General features: G+C 74.9%; 19 protein-coding genes and 1 pseudogene. 16 read left to right on the top strand and 4 right to left on the bottom strand.

Annotation, left to right across the window (positions count from 1 at the left end; genetic code table 11):
- Positions 1 to 85 precede the first annotated feature (85 nt).
- The 3 genes from AB0J86_RS17525 (at position 86) to AB0J86_RS17515 (ending at position 5,033) form a co-directional block, all read left to right on the top strand.
- Positions 86 to 2,881 carry a BTAD domain-containing putative transcriptional regulator gene (locus AB0J86_RS17525; RefSeq protein WP_363858172.1) on the top strand — a complete coding sequence of 932 codons (2,796 nt, stop codon included), beginning with the start codon at positions 86 to 88 and terminating at the stop codon, positions 2,879 to 2,881.
- 127 nt (positions 2,882 to 3,008) lie between these two features.
- Positions 3,009 to 4,241 (top strand): helix-turn-helix domain-containing protein, encoded by a 1,233-nt coding sequence (locus AB0J86_RS17520; RefSeq protein WP_363858170.1) that lies wholly within the window; start codon positions 3,009 to 3,011, stop codon positions 4,239 to 4,241.
- A gap of 87 nt (positions 4,242 to 4,328) precedes the next feature.
- Positions 4,329 to 5,033 (top strand): DedA family protein, encoded by a 705-nt coding sequence (locus tag AB0J86_RS17515; RefSeq protein ID WP_363858168.1) that lies wholly within the window; start codon positions 4,329 to 4,331, stop codon positions 5,031 to 5,033.
- Positions 5,034 to 5,086: 53 nt separating this feature from the next.
- Here the strand turns inward: AB0J86_RS17515 and manD are convergent, their stop codons facing one another.
- Positions 5,087 to 6,301 carry a D-mannonate dehydratase ManD gene (gene manD / locus AB0J86_RS17510; protein WP_363858166.1) on the bottom strand — a complete coding sequence of 405 codons (1,215 nt, stop codon included), beginning with the start codon at positions 6,299 to 6,301 and terminating at the stop codon, positions 5,087 to 5,089.
- A gap of 245 nt (positions 6,302 to 6,546) precedes the next feature.
- On the opposite strand from manD, the gene AB0J86_RS17505 reads away from it, so the two are divergent.
- Together AB0J86_RS17505 and AB0J86_RS17500 are read left to right on the top strand one after the other, a co-directional pair.
- Complete coding sequence (locus tag AB0J86_RS17505; protein WP_363858164.1) at positions 6,547 to 7,413, top strand: MEDS domain-containing protein; 867 nt, start codon at positions 6,547 to 6,549, stop codon at positions 7,411 to 7,413.
- Entirely contained in the window at positions 7,410 to 8,372 is a 963-nt protein-coding gene (locus AB0J86_RS17500; protein WP_363858162.1) for a sensor histidine kinase, read from the top strand. Before AB0J86_RS17505 ends, AB0J86_RS17500 begins: the two co-directional genes overlap by 4 nt.
- A 55-nt stretch (positions 8,373 to 8,427) precedes the next feature.
- Here the strand turns inward: AB0J86_RS17500 and AB0J86_RS17495 are convergent, their stop codons facing one another.
- The 3 genes from AB0J86_RS17495 to AB0J86_RS17485 are packed head-to-tail and all read right to left on the bottom strand — an operon-like array spanning position 8,428 to position 10,153.
- Entirely contained in the window at positions 8,428 to 9,084 is a 657-nt protein-coding gene (locus AB0J86_RS17495; protein WP_363858160.1) for a DUF3618 domain-containing protein, read from the bottom strand.
- A gap of 17 nt (positions 9,085 to 9,101) precedes the next feature.
- Complete coding sequence (locus AB0J86_RS17490) at positions 9,102 to 9,509, bottom strand: phage holin family protein (protein ID WP_363858158.1); 408 nt, start codon at positions 9,507 to 9,509, stop codon at positions 9,102 to 9,104.
- Positions 9,506 to 10,153, bottom strand: a complete 648-nt coding sequence (locus tag AB0J86_RS17485) for a hypothetical protein (RefSeq protein WP_363858156.1) — start codon at positions 10,151 to 10,153, stop codon at positions 9,506 to 9,508. The genes AB0J86_RS17490 and AB0J86_RS17485 overlap by 4 nt, the downstream gene beginning before the upstream one ends.
- A gap of 541 nt (positions 10,154 to 10,694) precedes the next feature.
- Here AB0J86_RS17485 and AB0J86_RS17480 point away from each other — a divergent pair.
- The 11 genes and pseudogenes from AB0J86_RS17480 (at position 10,695) to AB0J86_RS17430 (ending at position 24,104) form a co-directional block, all read left to right on the top strand.
- Positions 10,695 to 11,852: a glycosyltransferase gene (locus tag AB0J86_RS17480; RefSeq protein ID WP_363858154.1), complete on the top strand. Its 1,158-nt coding sequence runs from the start codon at positions 10,695 to 10,697 to the stop codon at positions 11,850 to 11,852.
- A 362-nt stretch (positions 11,853 to 12,214) separates the two neighbouring features.
- Positions 12,215 to 12,622 (top strand): four-helix bundle copper-binding protein, encoded by a 408-nt coding sequence (locus tag AB0J86_RS17475; protein WP_363858153.1) that lies wholly within the window; start codon positions 12,215 to 12,217, stop codon positions 12,620 to 12,622.
- Positions 12,623 to 12,858: 236 nt separating this feature from the next.
- Positions 12,859 to 14,031 (top strand): acetate kinase, encoded by a 1,173-nt coding sequence (locus tag AB0J86_RS17470; protein WP_363858151.1) that lies wholly within the window; start codon positions 12,859 to 12,861, stop codon positions 14,029 to 14,031.
- Positions 14,024 to 14,551: an HPP family protein gene (locus AB0J86_RS17465; RefSeq protein WP_363858150.1), complete on the top strand. Its 528-nt coding sequence runs from the start codon at positions 14,024 to 14,026 to the stop codon at positions 14,549 to 14,551. The genes AB0J86_RS17470 and AB0J86_RS17465 overlap by 8 nt, the downstream gene beginning before the upstream one ends.
- A complete protein-coding gene (locus tag AB0J86_RS17460) occupies positions 14,544 to 16,973 on the top strand; it encodes a nitrate reductase (protein WP_363858148.1) in 2,430 nt (809 codons plus the stop codon). Before AB0J86_RS17465 ends, AB0J86_RS17460 begins: the two co-directional genes overlap by 8 nt.
- Before the next feature lies 1 nt (position 16,974).
- Positions 16,975 to 17,433 carry a hypothetical protein gene (locus tag AB0J86_RS17455; protein WP_363858146.1) on the top strand — a complete coding sequence of 153 codons (459 nt, stop codon included), beginning with the start codon at positions 16,975 to 16,977 and terminating at the stop codon, positions 17,431 to 17,433.
- Between the two features lie 97 nt (positions 17,434 to 17,530).
- Positions 17,531 to 17,770 (top strand): annotated as a pseudogene (locus AB0J86_RS17450) (SCP2 sterol-binding domain-containing protein); the annotation flags it as partial.
- Complete coding sequence (locus AB0J86_RS17445) at positions 17,731 to 18,915, top strand: glycogen debranching N-terminal domain-containing protein (RefSeq protein ID WP_363858144.1); 1,185 nt, start codon at positions 17,731 to 17,733, stop codon at positions 18,913 to 18,915. The pseudogene AB0J86_RS17450 and the gene AB0J86_RS17445, both read left to right, overlap by 40 nt.
- A gap of 291 nt (positions 18,916 to 19,206) precedes the next feature.
- Positions 19,207 to 20,004 (top strand): SAM-dependent methyltransferase, encoded by a 798-nt coding sequence (locus AB0J86_RS17440; protein ID WP_363858142.1) that lies wholly within the window; start codon positions 19,207 to 19,209, stop codon positions 20,002 to 20,004.
- Positions 20,005 to 20,235: 231 nt separating this feature from the next.
- A complete protein-coding gene (locus tag AB0J86_RS17435; protein WP_363858140.1) occupies positions 20,236 to 20,832 on the top strand; it encodes a hypothetical protein in 597 nt (198 codons plus the stop codon).
- A gap of 170 nt (positions 20,833 to 21,002) precedes the next feature.
- Positions 21,003 to 24,104: a BTAD domain-containing putative transcriptional regulator gene (locus AB0J86_RS17430; RefSeq protein WP_363858138.1), complete on the top strand. Its 3,102-nt coding sequence runs from the start codon at positions 21,003 to 21,005 to the stop codon at positions 24,102 to 24,104.
- Positions 24,105 to 24,114: the final 10 nt, after the last annotated feature.

The following is a 24,114-nucleotide window of genomic DNA, read 5'->3' as shown; positions in this document are numbered from 1 at the left end:
CTGAGAGTTTGCTGTACCGGGGTGTAGTAGATTGTTGCCGTAAGTTTGTTGATCATTCCGCCGGCAGTCGATCCCCGCATGGTGGATGCGTCGGGAGTGGTGGGTGGAGTTCCGGCTGCTGGGTCCCGTCGAGGTCTGGGCCGACGGCCGCGTACTCGACGCCGGACCGCCCCAGCAGCGGCACGTCGTCGCGGCGCTGGCGATCGACGCCGGTCAGCCCGTACCGTTGCAGACCCTGTTGGACCGCGTCTGGGACACCGCGCCCGACGGAGCCCGCCGGGCGCTCTACGCCCACATCGCCCGGATTCGCCGGATGCTGGCCGAGGCCGGCGGGACGGAGCCGGTACGGCTGACGCGCCGCTCCGGCGGGTACGTGCTGGAGGCCCCGGCGGAGTGGGTCGACGTGCGCCGGTTCCGCGGTCTGCTCGACGCCGCGCGGGCGCCGCGGCGGGATGCGGCGGGCCGGATCGCGGTGCTGCGTGAGGCGCTCGCGCTCTGGCGCGGCGAGCCGCTCGCCGGCCTGGGCGGGCAGTGGGCGGCCCGGTCCCGCGAGGGGCTGCGGCAGCAGCGGCTGGACGCCGTGGTGGCGTGGGCCGGCGCGGAGGTACGGGCCGGAGACCCCGCCGTGGTCCTCGGCCCGCTGACCGACCTCGCCGGCGAGTACCCGCTGGTCGAGCCCGTGGCCGCGGCGCTGATCCGGGTGCTGCACGCCGCCGGGCGCACCGGCGAGGCGGTGGAGCGCTACGCGGCGGTACGCGCGCGCCTCGTCGAGGAGCTCGGCACCGATCCCGGCCCGGAGCTGCGGGCGGCGCACCGCGAGATCCTCGGCGGCCCCGACCCGGCCCAGCGCCGCGAGGTGCCGGCCCAGCTCCCCGCCGGGGTCGCCACCTTCACCGGCCGGGCCGACCAGCTCGCCCGGCTCGACGCGCTACTCGGCCCGCCCACCGAGCGCTCGGGCTCGGTCGTCATCGCCACCGTCTCCGGCACCGCCGGGGTCGGCAAGACCGCCCTGGCCCTGCACTGGGCGCACCGGGTCCGCGACCGGTTCCCCGACGGCCACCTCTACCTCAACCTGCGCGGCTTCGACCCCACCGGCCCGGTGCTCACCCCGGCGCAGGCGGTGCGCTCCCTGCTCGACGCGCTCGGGGTGCCGCCGCAGCGGGTACCGAGCAGTCCGGACGCGCAGACCGCGCTCTACCGCAGCCTGCTCGCCGGCCGGCGGGTGCTGGTGGTGCTGGACAACGCCCGCGACGCCGACCAGGTCCGTCCGCTGCTGCCGGGCGCCCCCGGCTGCCTGGTCCTGGTGACCAGTCGGCACCAGCTCCCCGGCCTGGTCGCGACCGAGGGCGCCCAACCGCTGACGCTGGACCTGCTCACCGCCGACGAGGCGCGCCAGATGCTCACCCGCCGCCTCGGTACCGCCCGGGTGGCCGCCGAGCCGCGCGCCGTCGACGAGATCATCACCGCCTGCGCGCGGCTTCCGCTGGCGCTGGCCATCGTGGCGTCCCGCGCCGCGCTGCACCCCGGCTTCCCGCTCGCCGCGCTCGCCGACGAGCTGCGCGTCGCGCACCACGACCTCGACGCGCTCTACGCCGGTGACCGGACCAGCGACGTACGGACCGCGTTCGCCGCCTCGTACCGGACCCTGGACGCCGCGACCGCCCGGCTGTTCCGGCTGACCGGGCTGCACCCGGGACCGGATCTGGCCGTACCGGCCGCCGCCAGCCTCGCCGGCGAGCCGGTGCGGCTGGTCCGGGCCCAGCTGGCCGAGCTGGCCCGGGCCCAACTGGTCACCGAGCACGTCGCCGGCCGGTACGTCACCCACGACCTGCTCCGCGCCTACGCGCGCGAGCTGGTCCACTCGATGGAGTCGACGGCGGAGCGCACCGAGGCGCTGCACCGCCTGCTCGACTACTACCTGCACACCGCGTACCGGGCCGACCGGCTGCTGCACCCGCACCGGGACCGGATCGCGCTGCCGCCCGCCCGGCCGGGCGCCGTCCCGGACGACCTCGCCGACCGCGCGGCGGCGATCGCCTGGCTCACCGCGGAGCAGGCCGTCCTGCTCGCCGCCATGGCCGGCACCGGAGACGGCGGCTCGGACGCGCACACGTGGCGGCTGGCCTGGACGGTCACCGACCATCTCAGCCGGCAGGCGCGCTGGTCGGAGGAGGTGAACGCGCAACGGCTCGCGCTGGCCGCCGCCCGCCGGCTGGCCGACGGCCGGGCGCTCGGCCACGCCCACCGGGGCCTCGGTCGCGCGTACGCGCACCTCGACCGGCACGACGAGGCGGACGAGCACCTGCGTGCCGCGCTGACCGAGTTCGCCGCGCTCGACGACGCCGCCGGCCAGGCCCACGTACACATCAGCCTCGCCCGGCTGGGGCAGGTGCGCGGCCGGAACCGGGAGGCGTTGCGGCACGCCCAGCGCGCCCTGGAGCTGTTCCGCGCCGCCGGTTACCGGGCCGGTGAGGCGGAGGCGCTCAACGCGGTGGGCTGGTACCACGCCCAGCTCGGCGAGGTGCCGGAGGCGTTGGAGCACTGCGAGCGGGCGCTGGAGCTGTTCCGCCGCACCGGCGACACGCTCGGCGAGGCGGCCACCTCGGACAGTCTCGGCTACGCCCACCAGCGCGCCGGCCAGTACGACCGCGCGGTCGCCCGGTACCGGCACGCCGCCGAGTTGTTCCACGCCGTCGGTGACGGGTACCTGGAGGCCGCGACCCTCGACCGGCTCGGCGACGCCCACGCCGTGGCGGGCGATCGGGACGCGGCCCGCGACCTGTGGCGGCGGGCCCGGGAGATCCTGCGGCGGCTGGACCATCCGGACGCCGGCCGGATCGCCGAGAAGCTGGACGGGCCGGCGACGAGCCCGACCCGCTGAGGCGGGTGGGCCGCGCCGGTGGCGGAGGTGGGCCCGGGTCCGGCGCGGGATCGGGTCCCGGCATCGGGTCCGGCGCGAGGGCCGGCGCCGGCACGGGATCCGGCGGACGGGGAGGAGGAAGGGCTCGATGCAGGGCGAGCTGCAACGCATCGTCGACGCGGTGGCGGCGCGGGTGGGCCGGCCGGCGCTGATCGAGGACCGGCGCCAGCGGCTGCTGGTCTACAGCGAACAGACCGGGCTGATGGACGACGTCCGGCGCGCCTCGATCCTGCGCCGCCAGACCACCCCCGAGGTGATCGCGTGGTTCCGCGCCGTCGGCATCCTCAACGCCCGCGAGCCGGTACGCACCCCGGCCTGCCCGGAACTCGACCTGCTCCCCCGGGTCTGCGTCCCGATCCGCCACGACGACCTGCTGCTCGGCTTCGTCTGGTTCATCGACGCCGACGGCAGCATGACGGACGCCGACATCGCCACGGTGACCGACGCGACCGGGGACCTCTCCCTCGCGCTCTACCGGGAGAACCTGCTCGGTGAACTCGCCTCGCAGCGGGAGACCGAGGCGGTGCGCACCCTGCTGGTGGAGGGCCCGGCGGCACGGGCGCAGGCGGTACGGCTGCTGCTGGAGGAGGGCGCGATCGGCGGGGACGGTACGACCACCGCGCTGGTCGCCCAGCTCGTGACCGCGGACGGGCAGCTCCCCGACGAGGTGGCCCGGATCGCGCTGGAGCAGGCGCTCGTCGGTACCCGCCGCTGGCTGGGCAGCCGGGCGGGGCTGCACCTGGTCCGGCACGACCACGGGGTGCTGCTGCTCGGCGACGCCCGGGGCGGCGGGCGCCCCGACCCGGAGGCGGTCGCCCGGCACCTGGACGAGGCGCTGCGGCACGCCACCCGGGGGCTGGACTCGGTGACCCGTACCGTCGTCGGGATCGGGCAGGCCCGTCCGGGGTTGGTCGACGCCGTCGAGTCGTACCAGGAGGGTCTGCGGTCGGCCCGGGTCGGCGTGCGACTGCCGGCCCTGGGTCGGGTCGTCTCCTGGTCCGGCCTGGGCATCTACCGGGTGCTGTCCCGGCTGGACGGTGCGCGGCTCGACGTCGGCGGGGTGCATCCCGGCCTGGAGCGCCTGCTGCGCGGCGAGGCTAACCAGGTGCTGCTGGAGACCCTTGAGGTGTACCTGGACCTGGCGGGCAACGCGCACGCCACCGCCGAAGCGCTCCGGCTGCACCGGGCCACCCTCTACTACCGGCTGCAACGCGTCGAGCAGCTCGCCGGTACCGACCTGAAGGACGGCAACGAGCGGCTCTGCCTGCACCTGGCGTTGAAGCTGGGCCGGCTCACCGGCGACTACCGGCCGACGCGCTGACCCGGACGCCGACGGGAGTTCGCCCCTTACCCCCGGGTGTCATCGGGGGCCGGTAGGGTTCGCTACCGGACTTCGGGGAGGCTTGGCGTGCACCACGTGGAGACCTGGCTGGCGACGTTGCCCGCGGTGAGCATCTACCTGATCGTCGGGCTGGTGATCGGCGTCGAGAGCATGGGCATCCCGCTGCCCGGCGAGATCGTCCTGGTCAGCTCGGCCCTGCTGGCCGCGACCGGGGTGACCGAACCGCTCTGGGTGGCGACCGCGGCGGCGCTCGGCGCGATCGTCGGGGACTCCATCGGGTACGCGGTCGGCCGGCGCGGCGGGCGCGCCCTGCTGGAACGTCTCGGGCGCCGGTTCCCCCGGCACCTCGGCCCGGAGCACCTGGCCCGCGCCGAGCAGATGTTCGCCCGCTGGGGCGTCTGGGCGGTCTTCTTCGGCCGGTTCGTGGCGCTGCTGCGCATCCTGGCCGGCCCGCTCGCCGGCGCGCTGCGGGTGCCGTACCGCAGGTTCCTGCTCGCCAACGCGGCCGGCGGCCTGGTCTGGGCGTTCGGCACCACCTACCTGCTCTTCTCCCTCGGCCGGGTGGCCGAGCGCTGGCTCAAGGACCTCTCCTGGGTGGCCCTGGCCGTCGCGATCTGCTGCGGCCTGGGCAGCACGCTCTGGCTGCGCCACCGCGCCCGCCGGGCCGCCGCCGGGGCCGGGACGGCGCAGACCGGGACGGCGGACGGCGGGGCCGCCGCCGCGCCGGCCGTGGTACCGGAGCAGGCCGTGGCGGGGACCGAACCGGCCTGAGATCCGATTGGCGCCTCCCCGTCGGGGTGGCGGCTGACGGGGCGGCGGCGGGGTCACCAGGAGTGCATGGTGCCGTCCTCGAGCCGGTTCACCGGCAGCGACGCCGGCCGGTACGGGTATTGCGCGGCCAACTCCTCGTCGATGTCCACCCCGAGCCCCGGCTCCTCGGACGGGTGCAGGTACCCGTCGGCGAAGCGGTAGCCGTGCGGGAAGACGGCGTCGGTCTCCTCGGTGTGCCGCATGTACTCCTGCAGTCCGAAGTTGGGGATGGCGACGTCCAGGTGCAGGGCCGCCGCCATGCAGACCGGCGACAGGTCGGTGGCGCCGTGCGAGCCGCTGCGGACGTGGTGCAGCGCGGCCAGGTCGAAGATGCGGCGCAGGTGGGTGATCCCGCCCGCGTGCACCACGGTCGCGCGGACGTAGTCGATGAGCTGCTCGGAGATGAGCTGCTGGCAGTCCCAGACGGTGTTGAAGACCTCGCCGACCGCGATCGGCGTCGTCGTGTGCTGGCGGATCAGCCGGAAGCCCTCCTGGAGTTCGGCCGGTACCGGATCCTCCATCCAGGTCAGCGCGTACGGCTCCAGGCTGCGACCGAGCCGGGCCGCCTCGATCGGGGTGAGCCGGTGGTGCACGTCGTGCAGCAGTTTCAGCTCCGGGCCGAACTCGTCACGCACCCGGGCGAAGACGGTCGGTACGTGGTTCAGGTAGCGCTCCGTCGACCAGGCCGCCTCGGACGGGATCGCGGCGTCGGCCGGCTCGTAGAACATCCGGTCCTTGCCCACGCCGTACGTGGTCGCCAGGCCGGGGACGCCGGTCTGCACCCGTACCGCCCGGTAGCCGAGGTCGTGGTACCGGGCGACCTCGCTCAGCACCCCGTCGACGGTCTCGGCGTTGGCATGCCCGTACACGGTCACGCCCTCGCGGGAGCGACCACCGAGCAGCTGGTAGACCGGCAGGCCGGCGACCTTGCCCTTGATGTCCCAGAGCGCGGTGTCCACGGCGGCGATGGCGCTCATCGTGACCGGGCCGCGCCGCCAGTACGCACCCTTGTAGAGGTACTGCCAGGTGTCCTCGATCCGGGCCGAGTCACGCCCGATCAGGGTGGGCAGGACGTGATCGGTCAGGTAGCTGGCGACGGCCAGCTCGCGGCCGTTGAGGGTGGCGTCACCGACCCCGCTGACCCCGTCCTCGGTGATCAGCTTCAGGGTGACGAAGTTACGACCCGGCGAGGTGACGATCACGCGGGCGTCGACGATGCGTCCGGACACTGCTGCGGCTCCTCCTCCACCCGGTTCCGTCGTCCGGGGGTGGGTGTGGTGCGCGGGCGCGGGAGCCGGGTACCGCAGGTTACCGAACCGCCGATGGAGGCTGGTCGCGCCCCCGAAGCGGGCTCGGGTGCTGGGCACCCGCCGTCACTGGGCGTAGGGTGGAGTCGGTGGGCCTGAACGGACGAGGGACCGGCCACCGTTTCGGGGGATGTCCCTGACCGCCGCAGACGGGAGCGGGTGTTTCGATGCGGGGCAGCGCGATCTGGCACGGACTCGCCCTCGGCGACCATGTCTGCGTACCGACCGCTGAGGTCTCCGACCAGCCGGCGATGCTCCACGAGTTCGCCGACGCCGGCCTGCGCGAGGGGCAGAAGGTTCTGCTCGCCACGAGCCGTCCCGCGCCGTCGGCCCTGGTCGACGCGCTCCGGGCGAAGCTTCCCGGTGCGCCCGACGCCCTGGCCCACGGGCAGCTGGTGGTCTCGGACGCCGCCGACATCTACTTCCCCGACGGACGGTTCGACCCGGAACGCACGCTACGTACCCTCGCCGCCGAGATCGACCTGGCGGAGCGGGAGGGCTATCCGGGGCTGCGGATCAGCGGAGATCTCACCTGGGCGGCCGCCCACGGCGTGGACGGCCGGCTGTTGGCCGACTACGAGACCCGGGCCAACCTGCTGTTCGTGGGCGGGCGGGCGCTGGGCGTGTGCCACTACGACCCGCGGCAGTTCGCCAGCACCGCCTGGCAGGAGCTGGTGGCGGCACATCCGGCCAGCCTCCGCCCGGCCACCCAGACGCCGGTGTCGGGTCTGCGCTGCGTGCTGACCGTGGCCCCGACCGGCCTCGCCGTGGACGGCGAGGCCGACCTGAGCAACCGGGCCGCGCTGTCGAGCGTGCTCTCGGCCGTGGTCCCGATGCCGGGACGCTGCGTGATCGACGCCACCGGGCTGCGCTTCGCCGACGCGTACGCGATGTCCTCGCTCGTGGACGTGGCGGTGGCCCGCGGCGACCGACCGACCACCCTGGTCTGCTCGCCCCGGCTGGCGCGGCTGCTCGACCTCCTCGACGTCGGGCGGGTGCCGGCGCTGTCGCTGCGGATCGGTACCGCGCGGTGATTCCACACACTGCGGAGAACCGGTTCTCGAACCCGGACGCGCAACACTTCGACCATCCGGCGCTGCTCTACCGCGGCATCGACGAATACCTGGCCGGCACGCTTCCCTTCATCCGCGCCGGACTCGACGCCGGCGATCCGGTCCTGGTCGCCGTGCCGGGGGCGAACCTCGCGGCGATCCGGGCGGCGCTGGGCGACGACGCCTCCCGGGTACGGCTGGACGACATGACCGTGGCCGGCCGCAACCCGGGACGGATCATCCCGGGCGTGCTGCTCGCCTTCGCCCGGGCGCATCCGGGCCGGCGCCCCCGGATCATCGGCGAGCCGATCTGGCCCGGCCGCAGCGAGCTGGAGTACCCCGCCTGCGCCCAGCACGAGGCCCTGATCAACGCCGCGTTCGCCGGGCGGAACGCGGAGATCCTCTGCCCGTACGACCTCGCCGACCTCGACCAGCGGGCGATCGACGACGCGTACCGGACCCATCCGACGCTCGCCATGGGCGCGCGCCGCTGGGCCTCCCCGCGCTACGGCGATCCGCTCGCGGTGGCCGCCGACTTCAACCGGCCGCTGCCACCGCCGCCCGGGCACGCGCCGACGCTGCCCGTGACGTTCGACGGGCTGTCGGCCCTGCGGCACGCCGTCGCCCGGTACGCCACGACGGCCGGGCTGCCCGACGACCGGGTCGAGGACCTGGTCCTGGCCGTGGGCGAGCTGGCCGCCAACACCGTCGAGCACGCGGGCGGCACCGGTTCGGTCACCCTCTGGACCGACGAGGAGCACCTGGTCTGCCAGGTCAGCGACGGTGGCCACCTCACGGACCCGCTCGCCGGCCGGATCCCGCCCGCCGGGACCGCGGCGACCGGCGGGCGGGGGTTGGTAATCGTTAACCAGCTCTGCGACCTGGTCCGGGTGCACACCCGGCCCGGCGCCACCACCGTCCGGCTCTACCTGCGCCGCTGACCCGCCACCGGTACGCCCGGCGACGGGTCAGCGCGGGTCGGCGCGCCGCCACGGGTCAACGCCGCTGCTGGACGTTCTCCTTCGACTCCCGCACCTGGCCCTGGATGTCCTGCGCCGCCGAGCGGCCCTGCTCCTGTACCGCCGAGGCGCCCTGCGTGGCACGCGACCGGACCGACTCCATCGCCTGCTGGGCCGGCTCCCGCAGGTTGTCCCGAACCTGCTGGGTCACGCCGACCGCCTGTTCCTTCAGCGGGCCGGCGTAGTCGCTGGCCCGTTCCCGGACCCGGCCTGCCACCTGCCGCTCCTGCCCGCTCGGCGGGAGCAGCGACGAGACGAGCACACCGAGGCCGAACGCGATGAGCCCGGCCGCCAGCGGGCTGCCCTGGGTCTGCTCCCGCTGCCGCTGCCCGAGCGTACCGGCCGTCTCGCGGACCTGGTGGGCCGCGGACGACGCCCGGTCGCGGACCTGGTGCGCCGCCGACGAGGCCTGCTGCGCGGCGCCCGACGCCCTGCCGGCGCCGGCCTCGCGGGTCTGGGACGCCGTACCCATGACCTTCTCGCGTACGGCCCCGAACATGCCGCGCGCCCGCTCCACCCGCTCGCCGGCGACCCGCTTGGGGTTCACCTTGTACGTGAGCGCGTCCACGTCGCTGCGCAGGTCGCCCCGGGTGCTCTCGATCTCCTGTCGGATCTGCTCCGGATCCATGCTCATGTCACCCTCCCTTCCGCTCAGCGGCCCCGGAACGTGCCCGGGAACTCCCGCACGGTCTCGGTCGTCTGCGGCAGGCGCCGTACCTGACGCATGCGTCGCCGGGCCATCACGAAGAGAAGCCCGCCGATCACCGCCCAGACCACGCCGACGATCAGCGCGGACACACCCTCGTCCAGCACGTTCGACAGGCCCCACCAGAAGGCGAAGGAGAGGAAGAGCAGCACCATGTAGCCGGCGAAGCCGGCGGCGCCGAACATCCCGGCCGACTGGCCGGCCATCTTGACTTCCTGCCGCAGCTCCGCCTTGGCGAGCTGCACCTCTTGGCGCACCAGTGTGGACATGTCCTGGGTAATCCCGGCGAGCAGATCCCCGATCGAGGCCTGGGCGGAGTCGGGCTCGACCCGGCGCGGTGACGTCGTGCTCACGGACCCACCTCCCGTCGCTCGGCGTCCGGCGTCCCGGTGCCGGGCTGGCCGGAATGCCCGTCCGGCCGCGGCGCCTCCTGCTCCATCGACGCCATACCGAACTGCGGACCGCCCCGTCCCGCCGGCTGACCGCCCTGTTCCGCCGGCTGACCGTCGCCACCGCCGCCGGCGAGGTTCCGGGTGAGCCGGCCCGCGATCACGCCGGCCAACGCGGCGCCGGCCAGGAACAGCCCGGGATGCCGGCGCGCGTAGTCGCGCACCTCCTCGACCACCGCGCCCGGTTCACGGTGTTCCAACCACTCGGCGACCCGGTGCGCCCGGTCCGACGCCTGCCGGACCAGGTCCTCCGCCATACCGGGACCGGCCTGGCCGGACATGGACTGCAACTGGTCGCCGAGCGTGCGCAGCCGCTGCGCGGCCTCCTTCTGTCGCATGCCGGCCTGCTGCTGGACCTGCGAACTCGCCTGTCCGAGCAGGTTGCGAGCCTGCTGTGCCCCCTCGGCCGCGGTCTGCCGGCCCTGTGCCATGGCCCCCTGTGCCACGCCCCCGCCGACCTGCGCGGCGCGATGGCTCGTGGCGGAGACCTGTTCCCGGGCCTCGCCGGCCGCCGACTGCTGGCCGGAACGGCTCTCCTGTTGCGTCATCTCGGCGTTCCTCCCCTTGCCGCCGTACCGGATCGACTCCGGGTTGACCCCGTGCGGCTACCCGCTCCACCGGCGGTGATACCTCGTCCGCTCAGGTCATCGGCGCGGTCTGCGGGGTACGGGACGCCCACCGACCGATCGCGGTACCGGTTGCCCGCGTATCCGCCTGGGACAGCGCTGGGAAGTTGGCCACATCGTGGTTAGGCGTCCCGGCCGGGGGTAGGAGCGCCGCCATGGGTGTGCTCGGAACCGACCCGACGTGCCGAAACCCGCTGGCCGCCCGCTTCGCGCCCGGTCGGCCCAGGACGGGCCGGAGCCGGCACAGAACGGGTCTTCGTGCCGATCGGGATCGACTACGGGAGGGGGAGCCGTGCGGATAGCCATCGTCTCGGACCAGGCCGGAGGATACGAGCAGGCCGGGGCATACGAGCAGGTCGGCGCGCCGGAGCGGACCGGGGCAGCGGCGCGGGCCGGGGCCGGGACAGCCGGGACAGCCGGGACAGCCGCGCCACCCGGGGGGCCAGGGGGCGTCGGTGGACCGGTGGGCGGGCAGAGCGTGCACGTGGCCGAGGTGTCGACCGCGCTGGCGAACGCGGGTCATGACGTACGGGTCTACACGCGCCGGGACGATCCGTCCGGGCCGCTGGCGGTACCGGTGCGCGACGGGCTCACCGTGGTGCGCGTACCGGCGGGCCCGGCCGAACCGGTGGCCCGGGACGGGCTGCTGCCGCACGTGGGCGAGTTCGGCCGTTGGCTGACGCGGCACTGGCGCGACGAGCTGTGGCGGCCGGACGTGGTACACGCCCACCACTGGATGAGCGGACTCGCGGGGTTGACGGCGGGCCGGCAGTTGGGGGTGCCGGTGGTGCAGACCTACCACGGTCTCGGCGCGGTCAAGCGACGGCACCAGGGCGGCGCGGACAGCGGCCCGCCCCGCCGGGTGGGGTTCGAGCGGATCCTGGGACAGGCCGTGGACCGGGTGGTCGCGCAGTGCCAGGACGAGGTGCGGGAGCTGATCCGGCTGGGCGTCGCCCGCACCCGCATCACCCTCGTCCCGCCGGGCGTGGACCAGCGGATCTTCCACCCGGAAGGTCCGGCGGTCGCGCGGGACCGGGGCCGGCCGCGGGTGCTGTCGGTGGGGCGGCTGGTGGAGCGCAAGGGCTTCCAGGACGTGATCCGGGCGATGCGCGGCGTACCGGACGCCGAGTGCGTGGTGGTGGGCGCCCCGCCCGGCCCGGCGTTGCCCGCCGACCCCTTCGCGAACCGGCTGCGCGGGCTGGCCGAGTCCTGCGGCGTGGCGGACCGGTTCCGGTTGGTCGGTGCGGTGCCGCGGGAGGAGCTGGCGGCCTGGTACCGCTCGGCGGACGTGGTGGTCGCCGCGCCCTGGTACGAGCCGTTCGGGTTGACCCCGCTGGAGGCGATGGCCTGCGGGGTGCCCGTGGTGGCCAGCGGGGTGGGCGGGCTGGCCGACAGCGTGGTCGACGGGCTGACCGGGGACCTCGTGCCGCCGCGCGACCCCCGTGCGCTCGGCACCGCCCTGCGCCGGCTGCTCGGCGACCGGGTGCGCCGGATGACGTACGGCACCGCCGGGCTGGACCGGATCCGGCAGCGCTACTCCTGGACCCGTACCGCACAGCAGCTCGGCGCGCTCTACCAGGCGGTGGCCCGGCCGCGCCGGGCGAGCGAGGCCGTGGCCTGACGCACCGGACGGGCGGGCGGGGCGGGGTCCTCGTCCCCGCCGGCCGGGCGCCGGGCGCGCGCTGCCCGCACCGGCCCTTCGCGGACGACGGTGCCGGCGCCGACCGGGTGCCCGCCGGTACCGATTCCGTCTCCCGTGCCGACGGGGAGTGCGCATGCGCCACACCCTCGACAACCCCGCCGGCGTCGCCGGCGAGCACGACGGCGCAGGTCAGCTGCCTGTTTCTCGCCGGGACGCGGCTGGAGGTGGAGGTGACCGCCGCGGTCGCCGGCGCGGCCGGAGGGGCGTGACGGCCGGTCCGGCGGGTATGGGTCAGGCGGAGGGACCCTCACCGACACGCCGACCCTGACAGGAGCGCCGCCGTGACCGCGACCACCATGCCGATGCTGCGGGCGTACCCAGCAGAGATCAACTTTGACCGGGACAAGCTGGGCCGCACGATCGACATCCTGACCGCCTGCGCCCAGGCCTGCACCGCCTGCGCCGACTCGTGCCTGAGCGAGGCGAACGTCGGCACGCTGGCCAAGTGCGTCCGCACCGACCTGGACTGCGCCGACATCTGCACCACCACCGCCCGGGTCCTCTCCCGGCACACCGGGTACGACGCCAACCTCACCCGCGGCCTGCTGGAGGCCTGCGCGACGGCCTGCCGGGCCTGCGGCGACGAGTGCCAGCGGCACGCCGCGATGCACGAGCACTGCCGGATCTGCTGCGAGAGCTGCCGCGTCTGCGAGAACGCCTGCCGGGAGCTGCTGGCCGCCATGAGCTGAGCCGGAACGGGCCGGCCCGCCGCCAACGAGCCGGCGCGGGAACGTGAACCGGCCGCCGCCACCGGTCCGGGCAGAACCGGAGGGTTCGGTCGCCGCCCGGCGGGGTACGAAGATCCACCGGAGCGCGACGGCCGTGGCGGGCCCCGGCGGCGGGCCACCCCGTCGATCTAGGGCAAATCGCGGTGATTAGAGATCCTCTCACGAGGATTTGCCCTAGATCGCGGAAGGGAGGCGAGGTGTCCACCGTACTGACGGTCAACGCCGGCTCCGCGAGCCTGCACCTCGCGTACCTGCGCGACGGGACGGTCACCGACCGGCTGGACCTCTCCGGCTCGCCCGGCTCCGAGGAGGTCGGCCGGGCCGTGACGGAGTTCGTGGCCCGGCACGACCGGCCCGACGCGGTCGGCCACCGGCTCGTGCACGGCGGCGACGTGCTGCGCGCCCCCGCGCGGGTCGACGACGCCACCCGGGCCGCGCTGGAGCCGCTCGCCGAGCTGGCGCCGCTGCACCTGCCGCCCGCGCTGGCCCTGCTCGACCGGCTCCGCGCGGGACTGCCGGACGTACCGCACGTGGTCTGCCCGGACACCGCCTTCCACGCGGACCTGCCCGACGCCGCCGCCACCTATCCACTGCCCGCCGAGTGGCGGCGCCGCTGGGGGCTGCGCCGGTACGGCTTTCACGGCCTGTCGTACGCCTACGCCACCCGGCGGGCCGCCCGGCTGCTCGACCGGCCCGTCGCCGAGCTGCGACTGGTCCTGGCCCACCTCGGCGGTGGTGCCTCGGTCTGCGCGGTACGCGAGGGGCGCAGCGTGGACACCTCGATGGGCTTCACGCCGCTCGACGGCATCCCGATGAGCAGGCGCTCCGGCGCGGTCGACCCGGGCATGCTGCTCTGGCTGCTCGACGGCCGGCTCGACCGGGAGGAACTGGCCGACGGGCTGTACCACCAGTCCGGGCTGCTGGGGCTGGCGGACGGGCGGTCGGACGACACCCGGGACCTGGTCGCCGCCGCGCCGGACGACCCGGCCGCGGCCCTGGCGCTGCGGGTCTACGCGCACCAGGTACGCCGGGAGATCGCCGCCGCCGCGACCAGCCTGGACCGCGTCGACGCGCTGGTCTTCACCGGCGAGATCGGCTGGGACCAGCCGGAGGTGCGGTACGACATCTGCGCCGGCCTGGGGCCGCTCGGGGTACCGCTGCCGGTGGGCGGCAACCGGGCGAGCGACGGCCCGGTCAGCCCGCCCGGCGCGGCGATACCGGTGCTCGTGGTGGAGCCGCGCGAGGAGATGCAGCTCGCCGAGGAGACGCTCCGGGTGCTCGACGCGGTACCGGCGTCGGCGAGCGGGCGGGGGCTGCGCGTTCCCGCGCCGTCGGCCGGCATCGCCAACCCGGACGCCTACGGTGTCTGAGCGCGCCCGGGCGGCGGTTCGGACGTTCGCCGGCAGCGCCGTCGGGTTGGGAATTCTCGGCGCGCTGGCGCTGGCGACCGGCCAGCCGTGGCTCTTTCCCAGCCTCGGTCCGACCGTCATGCTGCACGTCGAGCGTCCGCAGGACCCCTCCTCGGCCCCGCGCAACACGCTGATCGGGCACGCCGTGGCGCTGCTCGCCGGCTACGGCCTGCTGGCCGCGACCGGGCTGGCGGACACGCCGTCGGTGCTCCAGGTCGGGGTGAGCACGGAACGGATCATCGCCGCCGCGGGCTCGGTCGCGGTCACCGCGCTGGTGCTGATCCTGCTGGACGCCAACCACGCCCCCGCCGGCGCGACCACCCTGCTCGTGAGCCTCGGCCTGCTGCGCACGCCGACCCAACTACTCGTCGTCGCGGCCGCGGTCGCGCTGCTGACGATGCTCGACTGGCTCTTCAACCGCGCCACCGGCCGACCGATGCCGGCGTGGCGGAGCCGAACCGGAGGAGACCGAGATGACTGACCGGATCGCGGACCCGTGGGGTCCCCGTACCCCCTACGGGCCGGACCCCTCGGCGGCCGGCCGCCCGGCGGAGCCGGCGGGCTCGTCCTGGCCGGTGCGGGTGGACACGTACCTCGACGACGGGCTCGACGAGCGCGACGTGCAGCGGTGGGTGCAGGCGGCGTCGCTGCTGCACTCCAACGGCGACGCGATGGACATCGCGGTCCGCGACGGGCGGATCGTCGGGGTACGCGGCCGGGCCGTCGACCGGGTCAACCACGGCCGGCTGGACCCCAAGGACCTGTACGGCTGGCAGGCGAACAACGCCCCGGACCGGTTGCGGCGTCCGCTGATCCGCGAGGGCGGCGAGCTGGTCGAGACCGACTGGGACACCGCCATGGGGCGGGTGGTGGCGCGCTCTCGGGAACTGCTGGACCAGCCGGGCGGCTGGGGGCACTTCGGCTTCTACACCAGCGGCCAGCTGTTCCTGGAGGACTACTACACGCTCGGCGTCATCGGCAAGGCGGGCATCGGTACGCCGCACATGGACGGCAACACCCGGCTCTGCACCGCCACCGCCGCCTCGGCACTGAAGGCGAGCTTCGGCACCGACGGTCAGCCCGGCTCGTACACCGACGTGGACCACTGCGACGCGCTCGCGCTCTGGGGGCACAACGTCGCCGAGACGCAGGCCGTGCTCTGGATGCGGATGCTGGACCGCCGGCGCGGCCCGAACCCGCCGGCGATGCTCGCGGTCGACCCGCGCCCGACCCCGGTGGCCCGGGAGGCCGACGTGCACCTGCCGGTACGCCCCGGCACCAACCTGGCGCTGTTGAACGGGCTGCTGCGCGAGGTGATCCGCAACGGCTGGTACGACGAGGCGTACGTCGCCGCCCACACGCTCGGCTTCGAGGAGCTGTGCCGGGTGGTCGACCGGTATCCGCCGCGCCGGGTGGCCGAGATCTGCGGCGTACCGGCCGCGCGGATCGAGGCGGCGGCGGAGCTGCTCGGGCACGCGGACCGGCTCTTCTCCACCGTGCTCCAGGGCTTCTACCAGTCCAACCAGGCCACCGCCGCGGCCTGCCAGGTCAACAACCTGCACCTGATCCGGGGCATGATCGGTCGCCCGGGCGCGGGCGTCTGCCAGATGAACGGGCAGCCGACGGCGCAGAACACCCGCGAGACCGGCGCCGACGGCGACCTGCCCGGCCTGCGCAACTGGGCGAATCCGGAGCACATCCGGCAGCTCGCCGAGCTGTGGAACGTCGACGTCGACACCATCCCGCACTGGGCGCCGCCGACGCACGCCATGCAGATCTTCCGGTACGCCGAACAGGGCTCGATCAAGCTGCTCTGGATCTCGGCGACCAACCCGGCGGTCTCCCTGCCCGAGCTGGCCCGGATCCGGCGCATCCTCGCCCAGCCGGACCTCTTCGTGGTGGTGCAGGACCTGTTCCTGACCGAGACGGCCCGGCTGGCCGACGTGGTGCTGCCCGCCGCGACCTGGGGCGAGAAGCTGGGCACCTTCACCAACGCCGACCGTACCGTGCACCTCTGCGAGCCGGCCGTGGCGCCGCCCGGCGAGGCCCGCCCCGACCTGGACATCTTCCTGGACTACGCGCGCCGGATGGACTTCCGTGACCGCGACGGCGCGCCGCTGATCACGTGGACGGACCCGGAGTCGGCGTTCGAGGCCTGGAAGCGCTGCTCGGCCGGGCGGCCCTGCGACTACACCGGCATCACCTACGACCGGCTGCGCGGCGGCAGCGGCATCCAGTGGCCGTGCACGGAGGAGACGCCCGACGGCGTCGAGCGGCTCTACGGCGACGGGGTGTTCCACACCGACCCGGACTACTGCGAGAGCTACGGGCAGGACCTCGAAACCGGCGCGGAGCTGGATGAGGCCGCCTACCGGGCCAAGCGCCCCGACGGACGCGCGTTCCTGCACGCCCTCGACTACGCGCCCGGCCCCGAGGCACCGGACGACGAGTTCCCGCTCCAGCTCACCACCGGCCGTACCGTCTACCAGTTCCACACCCGGACCAAGACGGGCCGGGCCCCGCAGCTCAACGCCGCGGCGCCGCAGGTGTGGGTCGAGGTGGAGCCGGGCGACGGCCGGCGCCTGGAGCTGGCCGAGGGGGACCTGGTCCGGGTGGAGTCGCGCCGGGGCGCGGTGCGGGCCCGGGTACGGCTGACCGGGATCCGCCCCGGCACGGTCTTCGTACCGTTCCACTACGGCTACTGGGACGAGCCGGAGGGGCCCGACTCCCCGCACGAGCGGGCGGCGAACGAGCTGACCCTCACCGCCTGGGATCCGGTCTCCAAGCAGCCGCTGTTCAAGAACGCGGCGGTACGCCTGGTCAAGCTCGCCGGCTCGGACGGCACGCCGGCGCCCGCGCCGGTGGTCGGCGGGTCCGCTCCCCTACCGCCCCGGGAGGCGTGAGATGCAACTGGCCCACTACCTCGGTCTGCTCCACCGCACCCTCGACAACCTGGGCGCCGCGTACCGGGAGGTCGGCACGGCGCACGGCGACGAGCCGGACGTGCGGCAGAACTGCGAGCGGCTGGCCCGGCACTGCGCCGAGCAGGCCGAGGCGCTGCTGCCGTTCGTCGGCCGGTACCGCGAACAGGCGCCGGACGAGCCGGACCGGCTGCACTCGGAGCTGTTCACCGGCGTGCGCAGCGGCCCGCTCGGGCTGCTGCGGGACCTGCAGGACCTCTACCTGATGGCCGCCGAGTGCGAGATCAGCTGGACGGTGATCGGGCAGGCGGCGCAGGGCGCGCGCGACCATGACCTGCTGGCGACCGTCCGCGCCGGCGAGCAGCGGACGGCGATCGACCTCGCCTGGCTGCGCACCCGGATGAAGCAGGCCGCACCGCAGGCGCTCGTGGTGGCCGGCTGAGCGTGGTGCGCGGGGGCGTGTCGGGGAGGCGGGGGATGAGCGAGGTGACCAGCGGGTTCTTCGAGCACCTGGGCGAGCGGGTGTACGAGTTGCTGCCGCGGAAGGTCCAGGCACAGTCCGGTTCGACCTGCGCCGCGACGCCGGCGTCGAGTACTGGTTCGTGGCGATACGGCACGGCAGCATGCTCGTCCCGCGAGACCGGCGGGACGCCGACTGCGTGGTGCACCTCCGGGAGGAGCTGTTCGACCGGATCGCCACCGGCGACGCCTCCCTCATCTCCGCGATGATCCGTACCGAGTGCGTGCTGGAGGGGGACATCGCGCTGCTCCTGAAGTTCCGCCGGTTCTTCCCGCCGTCCCGCGACGCCGTCGACCCGCGCCGGATGGTCCGCGAGCGGGAGCCGCGACGACCCGGCCGGTCAGCGTCCTCGACGGCGCCACGTTCGTGGTCAGCGACCGCAACGGCGACATCGATCCGTCGCCCAACTACCCCACCGGCCTCTTCTCGCTGGACACGCGGTTCATCTCGCGCTGGGAACTCACCGTCGACGGGCAGCCGCTGCACTCGCTCTCCGTCGACGACCTGCGGTACTTCCAGGCCAGCTTCTTCCTGGCCCCGGGCGAGCCGACCCACTACCTCGACGCGAAGGCGTCGGTGATCCGGCAGCGCCGGGTCGGCGGCGGGTTCGAGGAACGGTTGACCGTGCTGAACCACGAGGAGGAGCCGGCCGAGTACACCCTGCGGATCGAGATGGACGGCGACTTCGCGGACCTCTTCGAGGTCAAGAACCTGCTGCCCAAGCGGGGACGGGTGACCGCCACCGTCGAGGAGGACCGGCTCCGGCTGCGGTACCGACGGGAGGCGTTCGTCCGCGAGACGGTGATCTCGTCGAGCAGCCCGGCGGAGATCGACGAGCACGGGATGACGTTCCGCGTCCGGGTCGAGCCGCACGGCGCGTGGAGCACGCTGCTGCGGGTGATCACGCTGTTCAGCGGCGACGAGTCGGCCCTGGAGGAGCTGGAGCGGCACGAACGCGGGCGGGGCCGGCCCGAGGTGCAGCGCCGGCTGGACGAGTGGCTGGCGCGGGCGCCCAGGTTGACCTGCGACTGCGAGCCGCTGAGCGATTCGTACCAGCGCAGTCTCACCGACCTGGCCGCGCTGCGCTACACGGGGCTGCTGCGCAAGGAGAAGCTGCCGGCGGCCGGATTGCCGTGGTTCATGACGCTGTTCGGGCGGGACAGCATCTTCACCTGTCTGCGCACCCCGCAGGCGTGGTCGGCGGGGGCGCCGATGCTGCTGCTGCGCACGATGCTCGGGCTGGAACCGCAGGGCGACGGGCTCACTGTCCGCCCCGCCGTGCCGGCCAGCCTGGGGCGGATCGAACTGATCGGCGTGCCCGGCCGGTGGGGCCGCGTCGACGTCTTCGGCCGGGGCCGGCTCAGCACCGGGTCCGGGCGGGCGGACGAGACGGGACCGGCCTAGCGGCGCGGCCCGGGTCTGACGGACTGGCACCAGCCGGGCGGCCCGGACCTGGCGGACCGGCCTAGCCGTGCGCCCCGGGCCCGACGGACCGGTCGGCGGCGGGCCAGGCGGGCGTCGGCGACACGAGCGTCCCGGGGCCGGTCGGCGGCGGTTGGCCCGGTAGGATCGCCCGGTCTCGCCGCACCGGTACCTCGCGTTCGTCGATCTCTCGCCCCGCCCGCCCCTCGCCCCGCCCGCCCCTCGCCTCGTCCGCCCCTCGCCTCGTCCGCCCCCTCGCCTAGGAGCCCGGCCATGGCCGACCCGAATTCCGAGCTCGCCGCGCAGCTGCAATTCGAGGTGCCGCACGCGGCGCGGATCTGGAACTACTGGATGGGCGGCAAGGACAACTTCCAGTCCGACCGGGCGGCCGGGGAGGCCGTGGCCGAGGTGTACCCGGAGATCGTCGTGATGGCGCGACAGTCCCGGCGCTTCCTCATCCGGGCCGTGCGTTTCCTGGCCGCCGAGGCGGGCATCCGGCAGTTCGTCGACGTCGGCACCGGGCTGCCCACGATGGAGAACACCCACGAGACCGCCCAGCGGGTCGCTCCGGAGTCCCGGATCGTCTACGTCGACAACGACCCGATGGTGCTGGTACACGCCCGCGCGCTGCTGGCCAACACCACCCGCGAGGGCGCCACGACCTACGTGCATGCCGACTACCACGACCCGGAGAAGATCCTCGCCGAGGCGGCGAAGACGCTGGACTTCCGGCAGCCGGTCGCGGTGATGTTCATGGGAGTGCTGGGCTACGAGCCGGACCTGGCGGTGGTCCGCTCCATCGTGGCGCGGATGGTGGAGGCCGCCGCCTCCGGCAGCTACCTGGTGCTCTGGGACGGCACCGACACGAGCCCGGCGGTGGTGGACGGCGCCGACAAGCTCGTGGAGAGTGGCGGCGTCCCCTACATCCTGCGCAGCCCGGCGCAGCTCGCCGAGTGCTTCGAGGGCCTGACGATGGTGGAGCCCGGGCTCGTACCGATCACGCGGTGGCGCCCGGACAACCCCGACGCCAAGGCGATCGACGCGTACGGCGCGGTCGCCCGCAAGCCCTGATCCGACCCCGCCCGCCCCGTTCCCGCGCTCGCGTCAGCACGCGCGTGCCGCGCGGCGTCCCGCGTTCCTGCCCGGCGCCCGTTCCCGCGACGTTCCCGCGCGGCGTCCCGCGTCTCCGCGCGCCGTCGTTGACAGGCTGAGTTCAGGCTCACTATCGTCAAATTGAGTCGGGACTCATTTTATCCGGCCGCCACGACCGGACCGATCACCCCACGGTGGACGGAGACGCCGATGACCAGGCAGCGGTCGTTCTGGCTGGACCACGGGTACGACCGGACCCACGCGGTGGCCGGCACGGGCCGGTACGCGCGGCGGGTCCACGACGGCGCGGCCGAGTTCACCGACGCGTACGGGGACATCGCCCCGGTCACCTTCGCCTGCGTCGCCTGGCGGCTCGCCACCCCGCCGGCCCTCTCCCCCGGCTTCGTGCGCTGGCATCCCCGGATCATCTCGGCCACCTGCCGCCGTAACCGCTGGGACGGCACGCTCACCGCCGAGGTGACCCTGGTGGCGGGGTGGCCGGAGGAGCTGCGCGCCGCGCGGCACTGGTGGCGGGACCGGGGCTGGCGGGACTGGCCGCAGCGCTTCGGCCAGTGGCTCGACCCGACCGAGGAGGACCTCAGCCGCCGGCCCCACCTGCGCGCCTCGCTGCTGGTCGAGGCGCCCGTACCGGTGGAGCGGCTGCCGGCCGCCCCCGACGGGCCGCACGACCGGCTGGCGGAGGCGGCCCGGCGGGCGGTCACCGTGCTGGCGCGGGAGCTGGACGAGCTACTCACCCCGGTGATCGAGCAGCTCGAATCCGACCCGGCCCGCGAAACCGGCCACTGAGGACGGTCACCCGTACCGGCATCGACCGGGGACCGCTCCGTCATCTAGGCTCCCGCCTGCACCGAGACCCGTGATGGTTAACGGGAACTCAGCCGGACCACTGGCGCGAGCCGGGGCTGACTGCGATGATCAGCACGGCTCTGCCGCCTCCCACCGAGGGAGTGCCGACGATGAACAGTAACCCCGCCGTATTCGGCGTGCTCGGCCCGCTGCAGGTCTGGGACGGTTCGCGTACCGTCCTCGCCCGGGGCACCAAACGCGATCTGCTGCTCGCCACCCTCCTGCTGCGGGCCAACCGGTTCGTACCGGTCGAGGAGCTGGTCGAGGCCGTCTGGCAGACCCCGCCCCGATCGGCGCTGGCCAACGTGCACACCTATGTCAGCGGGCTGCGGCTCGCGCTGCCGCCACCGCCCTCCTCGGGCGCCCGGCTGGAACGCTCGCGCCACGGCTACCTGCTGCGCGCCGAACCCGAGGAGATCGACGCGGGCCGATTCCAGCACTGGGTGGCCGAGGCCGAGCAGCACCGCGCCCAGGGCGCGTACGGCGAGGCCCTCGCCCTGCTGGAACGGGCGCTCGGGCTCTGGCGCGGACACCCGCTGGCCGGCATGCCGGCCGCGCCGGCCTGGCAGGACAGCGTGGAGCAGCTCGTCACGCAGCACCGCGCGGCACGGGAGCTGCGGACCCTGCTCCTGCTGCGACAGGAGCAGTACGAGTCGGCCACGGCCGAGCTGCGGGCGCTGGTCGAGGAGGACCCGTTCCGCGAGGAGCTCTGGGGTCAGCTGATCCGGGTGCTGGGCGCCACCGGCCAGCGGGCCGCGGCGCTGCGCACGTACCAGCGGGCCCGCGCGCTGCTCGTCGCGGAGCTGGGGATAGAGCCGGGGCCGGCGCTGCGTCAGGCACACACGGCCGTGCTGCGGGGGCACGGTCGCGATCTGCTGTCGGACGCGGAGCCGGCCGGTACGAGCGACGAGGCGACGGCCGGCGACCCGGACGTCGCGGTACCGGTCGCCCCGGCCGGGTCGGCCACCGCCGCGACCGGGTACTCCGGCGAGGTGCTCGCGCCCGAGCCGGCCATGTTGCAGCTGCCGCCGGACATCGCGGACTTCACCGGTCGGGCCGCCGACGTCGCCGCCCTGCTCGACCGGCTCGACCCGCTCGCCCGCGCCGCGGGTGACGGGGGCGCCGCGGGCGACGCGGGCGACAGGGGCGACAGGGGCGACGCGCCGACCATCGCGGTGGTCGTCGGGCCGCCGGGCGTCGGGAAGAGCACCCTGGCCGTGCACGCCGCGCACCGGCTCACCGCGCGCTATCCGGACGGGCAGCTCTACGTGGAGCTGGACGGCACGGCCCATCCGGACCGGGGCGCCGGCGAGGCGCTCGCCGAGCTGCTGCGGACGCTGGGGGTCGCCGGTACGGCGCTGCCGGACAGCGTCGCCGGTCGGGCGGCCCGGTACCGGTCGCTGATCCGGGGCCGGCGGGTCCTCGTGGTCCTCGACGACGCGGCCGGCGCGGACCAGGTCCGCGCCCTGCTGCCGCCCGACGGTGGCAGCGCGCTGCTGGTCACCGCCCGGCGGCGGGTGCCGGGCCTGCCCGGCGCGCACGAACTGGACCTGGACGTGCTCCCGCCCGACGACGCCCGCGCCCTGCTCGGACGGCTGATCGGCGCCGAGCGCGTCGGCGCGGAGCGGGGCGAGGCGGACCGGATCATCGAGGCGTGTGGCCGGCTGCCGCTCGGCATCCGCATCGCCGGGGCCCGGCTCGCCGGACGCCGACCCTGGTCGCTGCGGACCCTGGCGGACCGGCTCCGCGACCGGACCGGCCGCCTCGACGAACTCTCCGTCGGCGACCTCGGCGTACGGGCCAGCTTCGACCTCAGCGTCCGCTCCCTGCCCCCGTCGGCGGCGCGCGCCTTCGCCCGGCTGGGCCCGCTCGGTCCGGTGGAGCTGCCCGGCTGGGTGGTCGGGCGGCTGCTGGACCAGCCGGACGGGCAGCCCGAGCTGGACGCCCTGATCGACGCGAGCCTGGTCCGGGTGACCGGTCCGGACGCCGCCGGCGAGCCCCGGTACCGGCTGCACGACCTGCTCCGGGTATTCGCGGCCGAATCCGCCGCGGCCGAGGATCCGGCGGTACGCCGCGAGGCGCTGGTCCGGGTACTCGCCGGCTGGCTCGCGCTCGCCGAACGGGCCGCCGCCGGGCTGCCGCCGTGCGTGTTCCGGCCGGGCCCGGGCCGGGCCCCGCGCTGGCGGCCCGATCCGGCGCTGCTCGACCTGGTCACGGCCCGGCCGCTGGCCTGGTTCGACGCAGAGCGGGCCGCGCTGGTCAACGCCGTCGAGCTGGCCGCCGCCGCGGGGCTGGACGAGTTGGCCTGGGAGCTGGCGGCGACGATGATGCCGTACCTGGACCTGCGCGGCTACCTGGACGAGTGGCAGCGCGCCCAGCGCGGCGCGCTGCGGGCGGTACGGGCCGCCGGCAACCGGCGCGGCGAGGCGGCGCTGCTGCGCGGGCTCGGGCAGGTCGCGCTCTACCAGGACCGGTACGACGAGGCGTACGAGCTGCTCGACCTGTCCCGGCGGCTCGCCCGCGAGCTGGGCGACCCCGGCGCGGAGGCGGTGGCGGTCGCCGGCCTCGGTACCGTCGACCGGGTCGTCGGCGATCCGCTGCGGGCGATCCGCTCCTACCGGCGCGCGCTGGCCAGCTTCGTCGCGACCGGCAACCGGCACGCCGAGGCCCAGGCGCGCAACGGCATCGGCATGGTCTACCGCTCGCTGGGCGACCTCGGCCGGGCTCGGAGCTGGCTGACCGGGGCGCTGCGACTGGCCACAGAGGTCGGCGACCAGCACCGGGTGGCCTGCGTGCTGACCCAGATCGGCGAGCTGCAACTGGCCGAGAACTCCCCCTACGCGGCCCTGCGTACGCTGCACCGGGCGCAGACCCTCTTCCGCTCGCTGGAGGACGACCGCTGCCGCGCGTACACGATCGAGCCGCTGGCCCGCGCGTTGATCGCCTGCGACCAGCCGGACGCGGCGATCGTCGAGCTGGACTGGGCGACCGGGGTGCTGCACGACTCGGGCGACCGGCGGGGCGAGGCGATGACCACGTCCCTGCTCGCCACCCTGTACGGCCAGGGCCAGGACCGGACCGCCGGCGAGCGGTACCTGCGCCGCTCCGCGCTGCTCTGGCGCGAGGTCGACCCGAACGTGCAGCGGCTGCCCGAACGCGACGAGCCGCTGCTCGGGCCGGCGCCGGCAACCGGGGCGCGGGCGGCGATGTAGTAGGGATGTA

Origin of the sequence: Micromonospora sp. NPDC049559, assembly GCF_040676675.1 — a bacterium.
Taxonomy (GTDB): Bacteria; Actinomycetota; Actinomycetes; order Mycobacteriales; family Micromonosporaceae; genus JBFAPK01.
The sequence above is the reverse complement of the archived record's forward strand: the minus strand, read 5'-3'. Positions and strand labels throughout refer to the sequence as shown.

Excerpts from the sequence above, each read along its gene's own strand:
- AB0J86_RS17525 (WP_363858172.1), top strand. The coding sequence starts at position 86 with ATGCGTCGGGAGTGGTGGGTGGAGTTCCGGCTGCTGGGTCCCGTCGAG.
- AB0J86_RS17520 (WP_363858170.1), top strand. The coding sequence starts at position 3,009 with ATGCAGGGCGAGCTGCAACGCATCGTCGACGCGGTGGCGGCGCGGGTG.
- AB0J86_RS17505 (WP_363858164.1), top strand. The coding sequence starts at position 6,547 with ATGCGGGGCAGCGCGATCTGGCACGGACTCGCCCTCGGCGACCATGTC.
- AB0J86_RS17495 (WP_363858160.1), bottom strand. The coding sequence starts at position 9,084 with ATGAGCATGGATCCGGAGCAGATCCGACAGGAGATCGAGAGCACCCGG.
- AB0J86_RS17485 (WP_363858156.1), bottom strand. The coding sequence starts at position 10,153 with ATGACGCAACAGGAGAGCCGTTCCGGCCAGCAGTCGGCGGCCGGCGAG.
- AB0J86_RS17460 (WP_363858148.1), top strand. The coding sequence starts at position 14,544 with ATGACTGACCGGATCGCGGACCCGTGGGGTCCCCGTACCCCCTACGGG.
- AB0J86_RS17455 (WP_363858146.1), top strand. The coding sequence starts at position 16,975 with ATGCAACTGGCCCACTACCTCGGTCTGCTCCACCGCACCCTCGACAAC.
- AB0J86_RS17440 (WP_363858142.1), top strand. The coding sequence starts at position 19,207 with ATGGCCGACCCGAATTCCGAGCTCGCCGCGCAGCTGCAATTCGAGGTG.
- AB0J86_RS17435 (WP_363858140.1), top strand. The coding sequence starts at position 20,236 with ATGACCAGGCAGCGGTCGTTCTGGCTGGACCACGGGTACGACCGGACC.
- AB0J86_RS17430 (WP_363858138.1), top strand. The coding sequence starts at position 21,003 with ATGAACAGTAACCCCGCCGTATTCGGCGTGCTCGGCCCGCTGCAGGTC.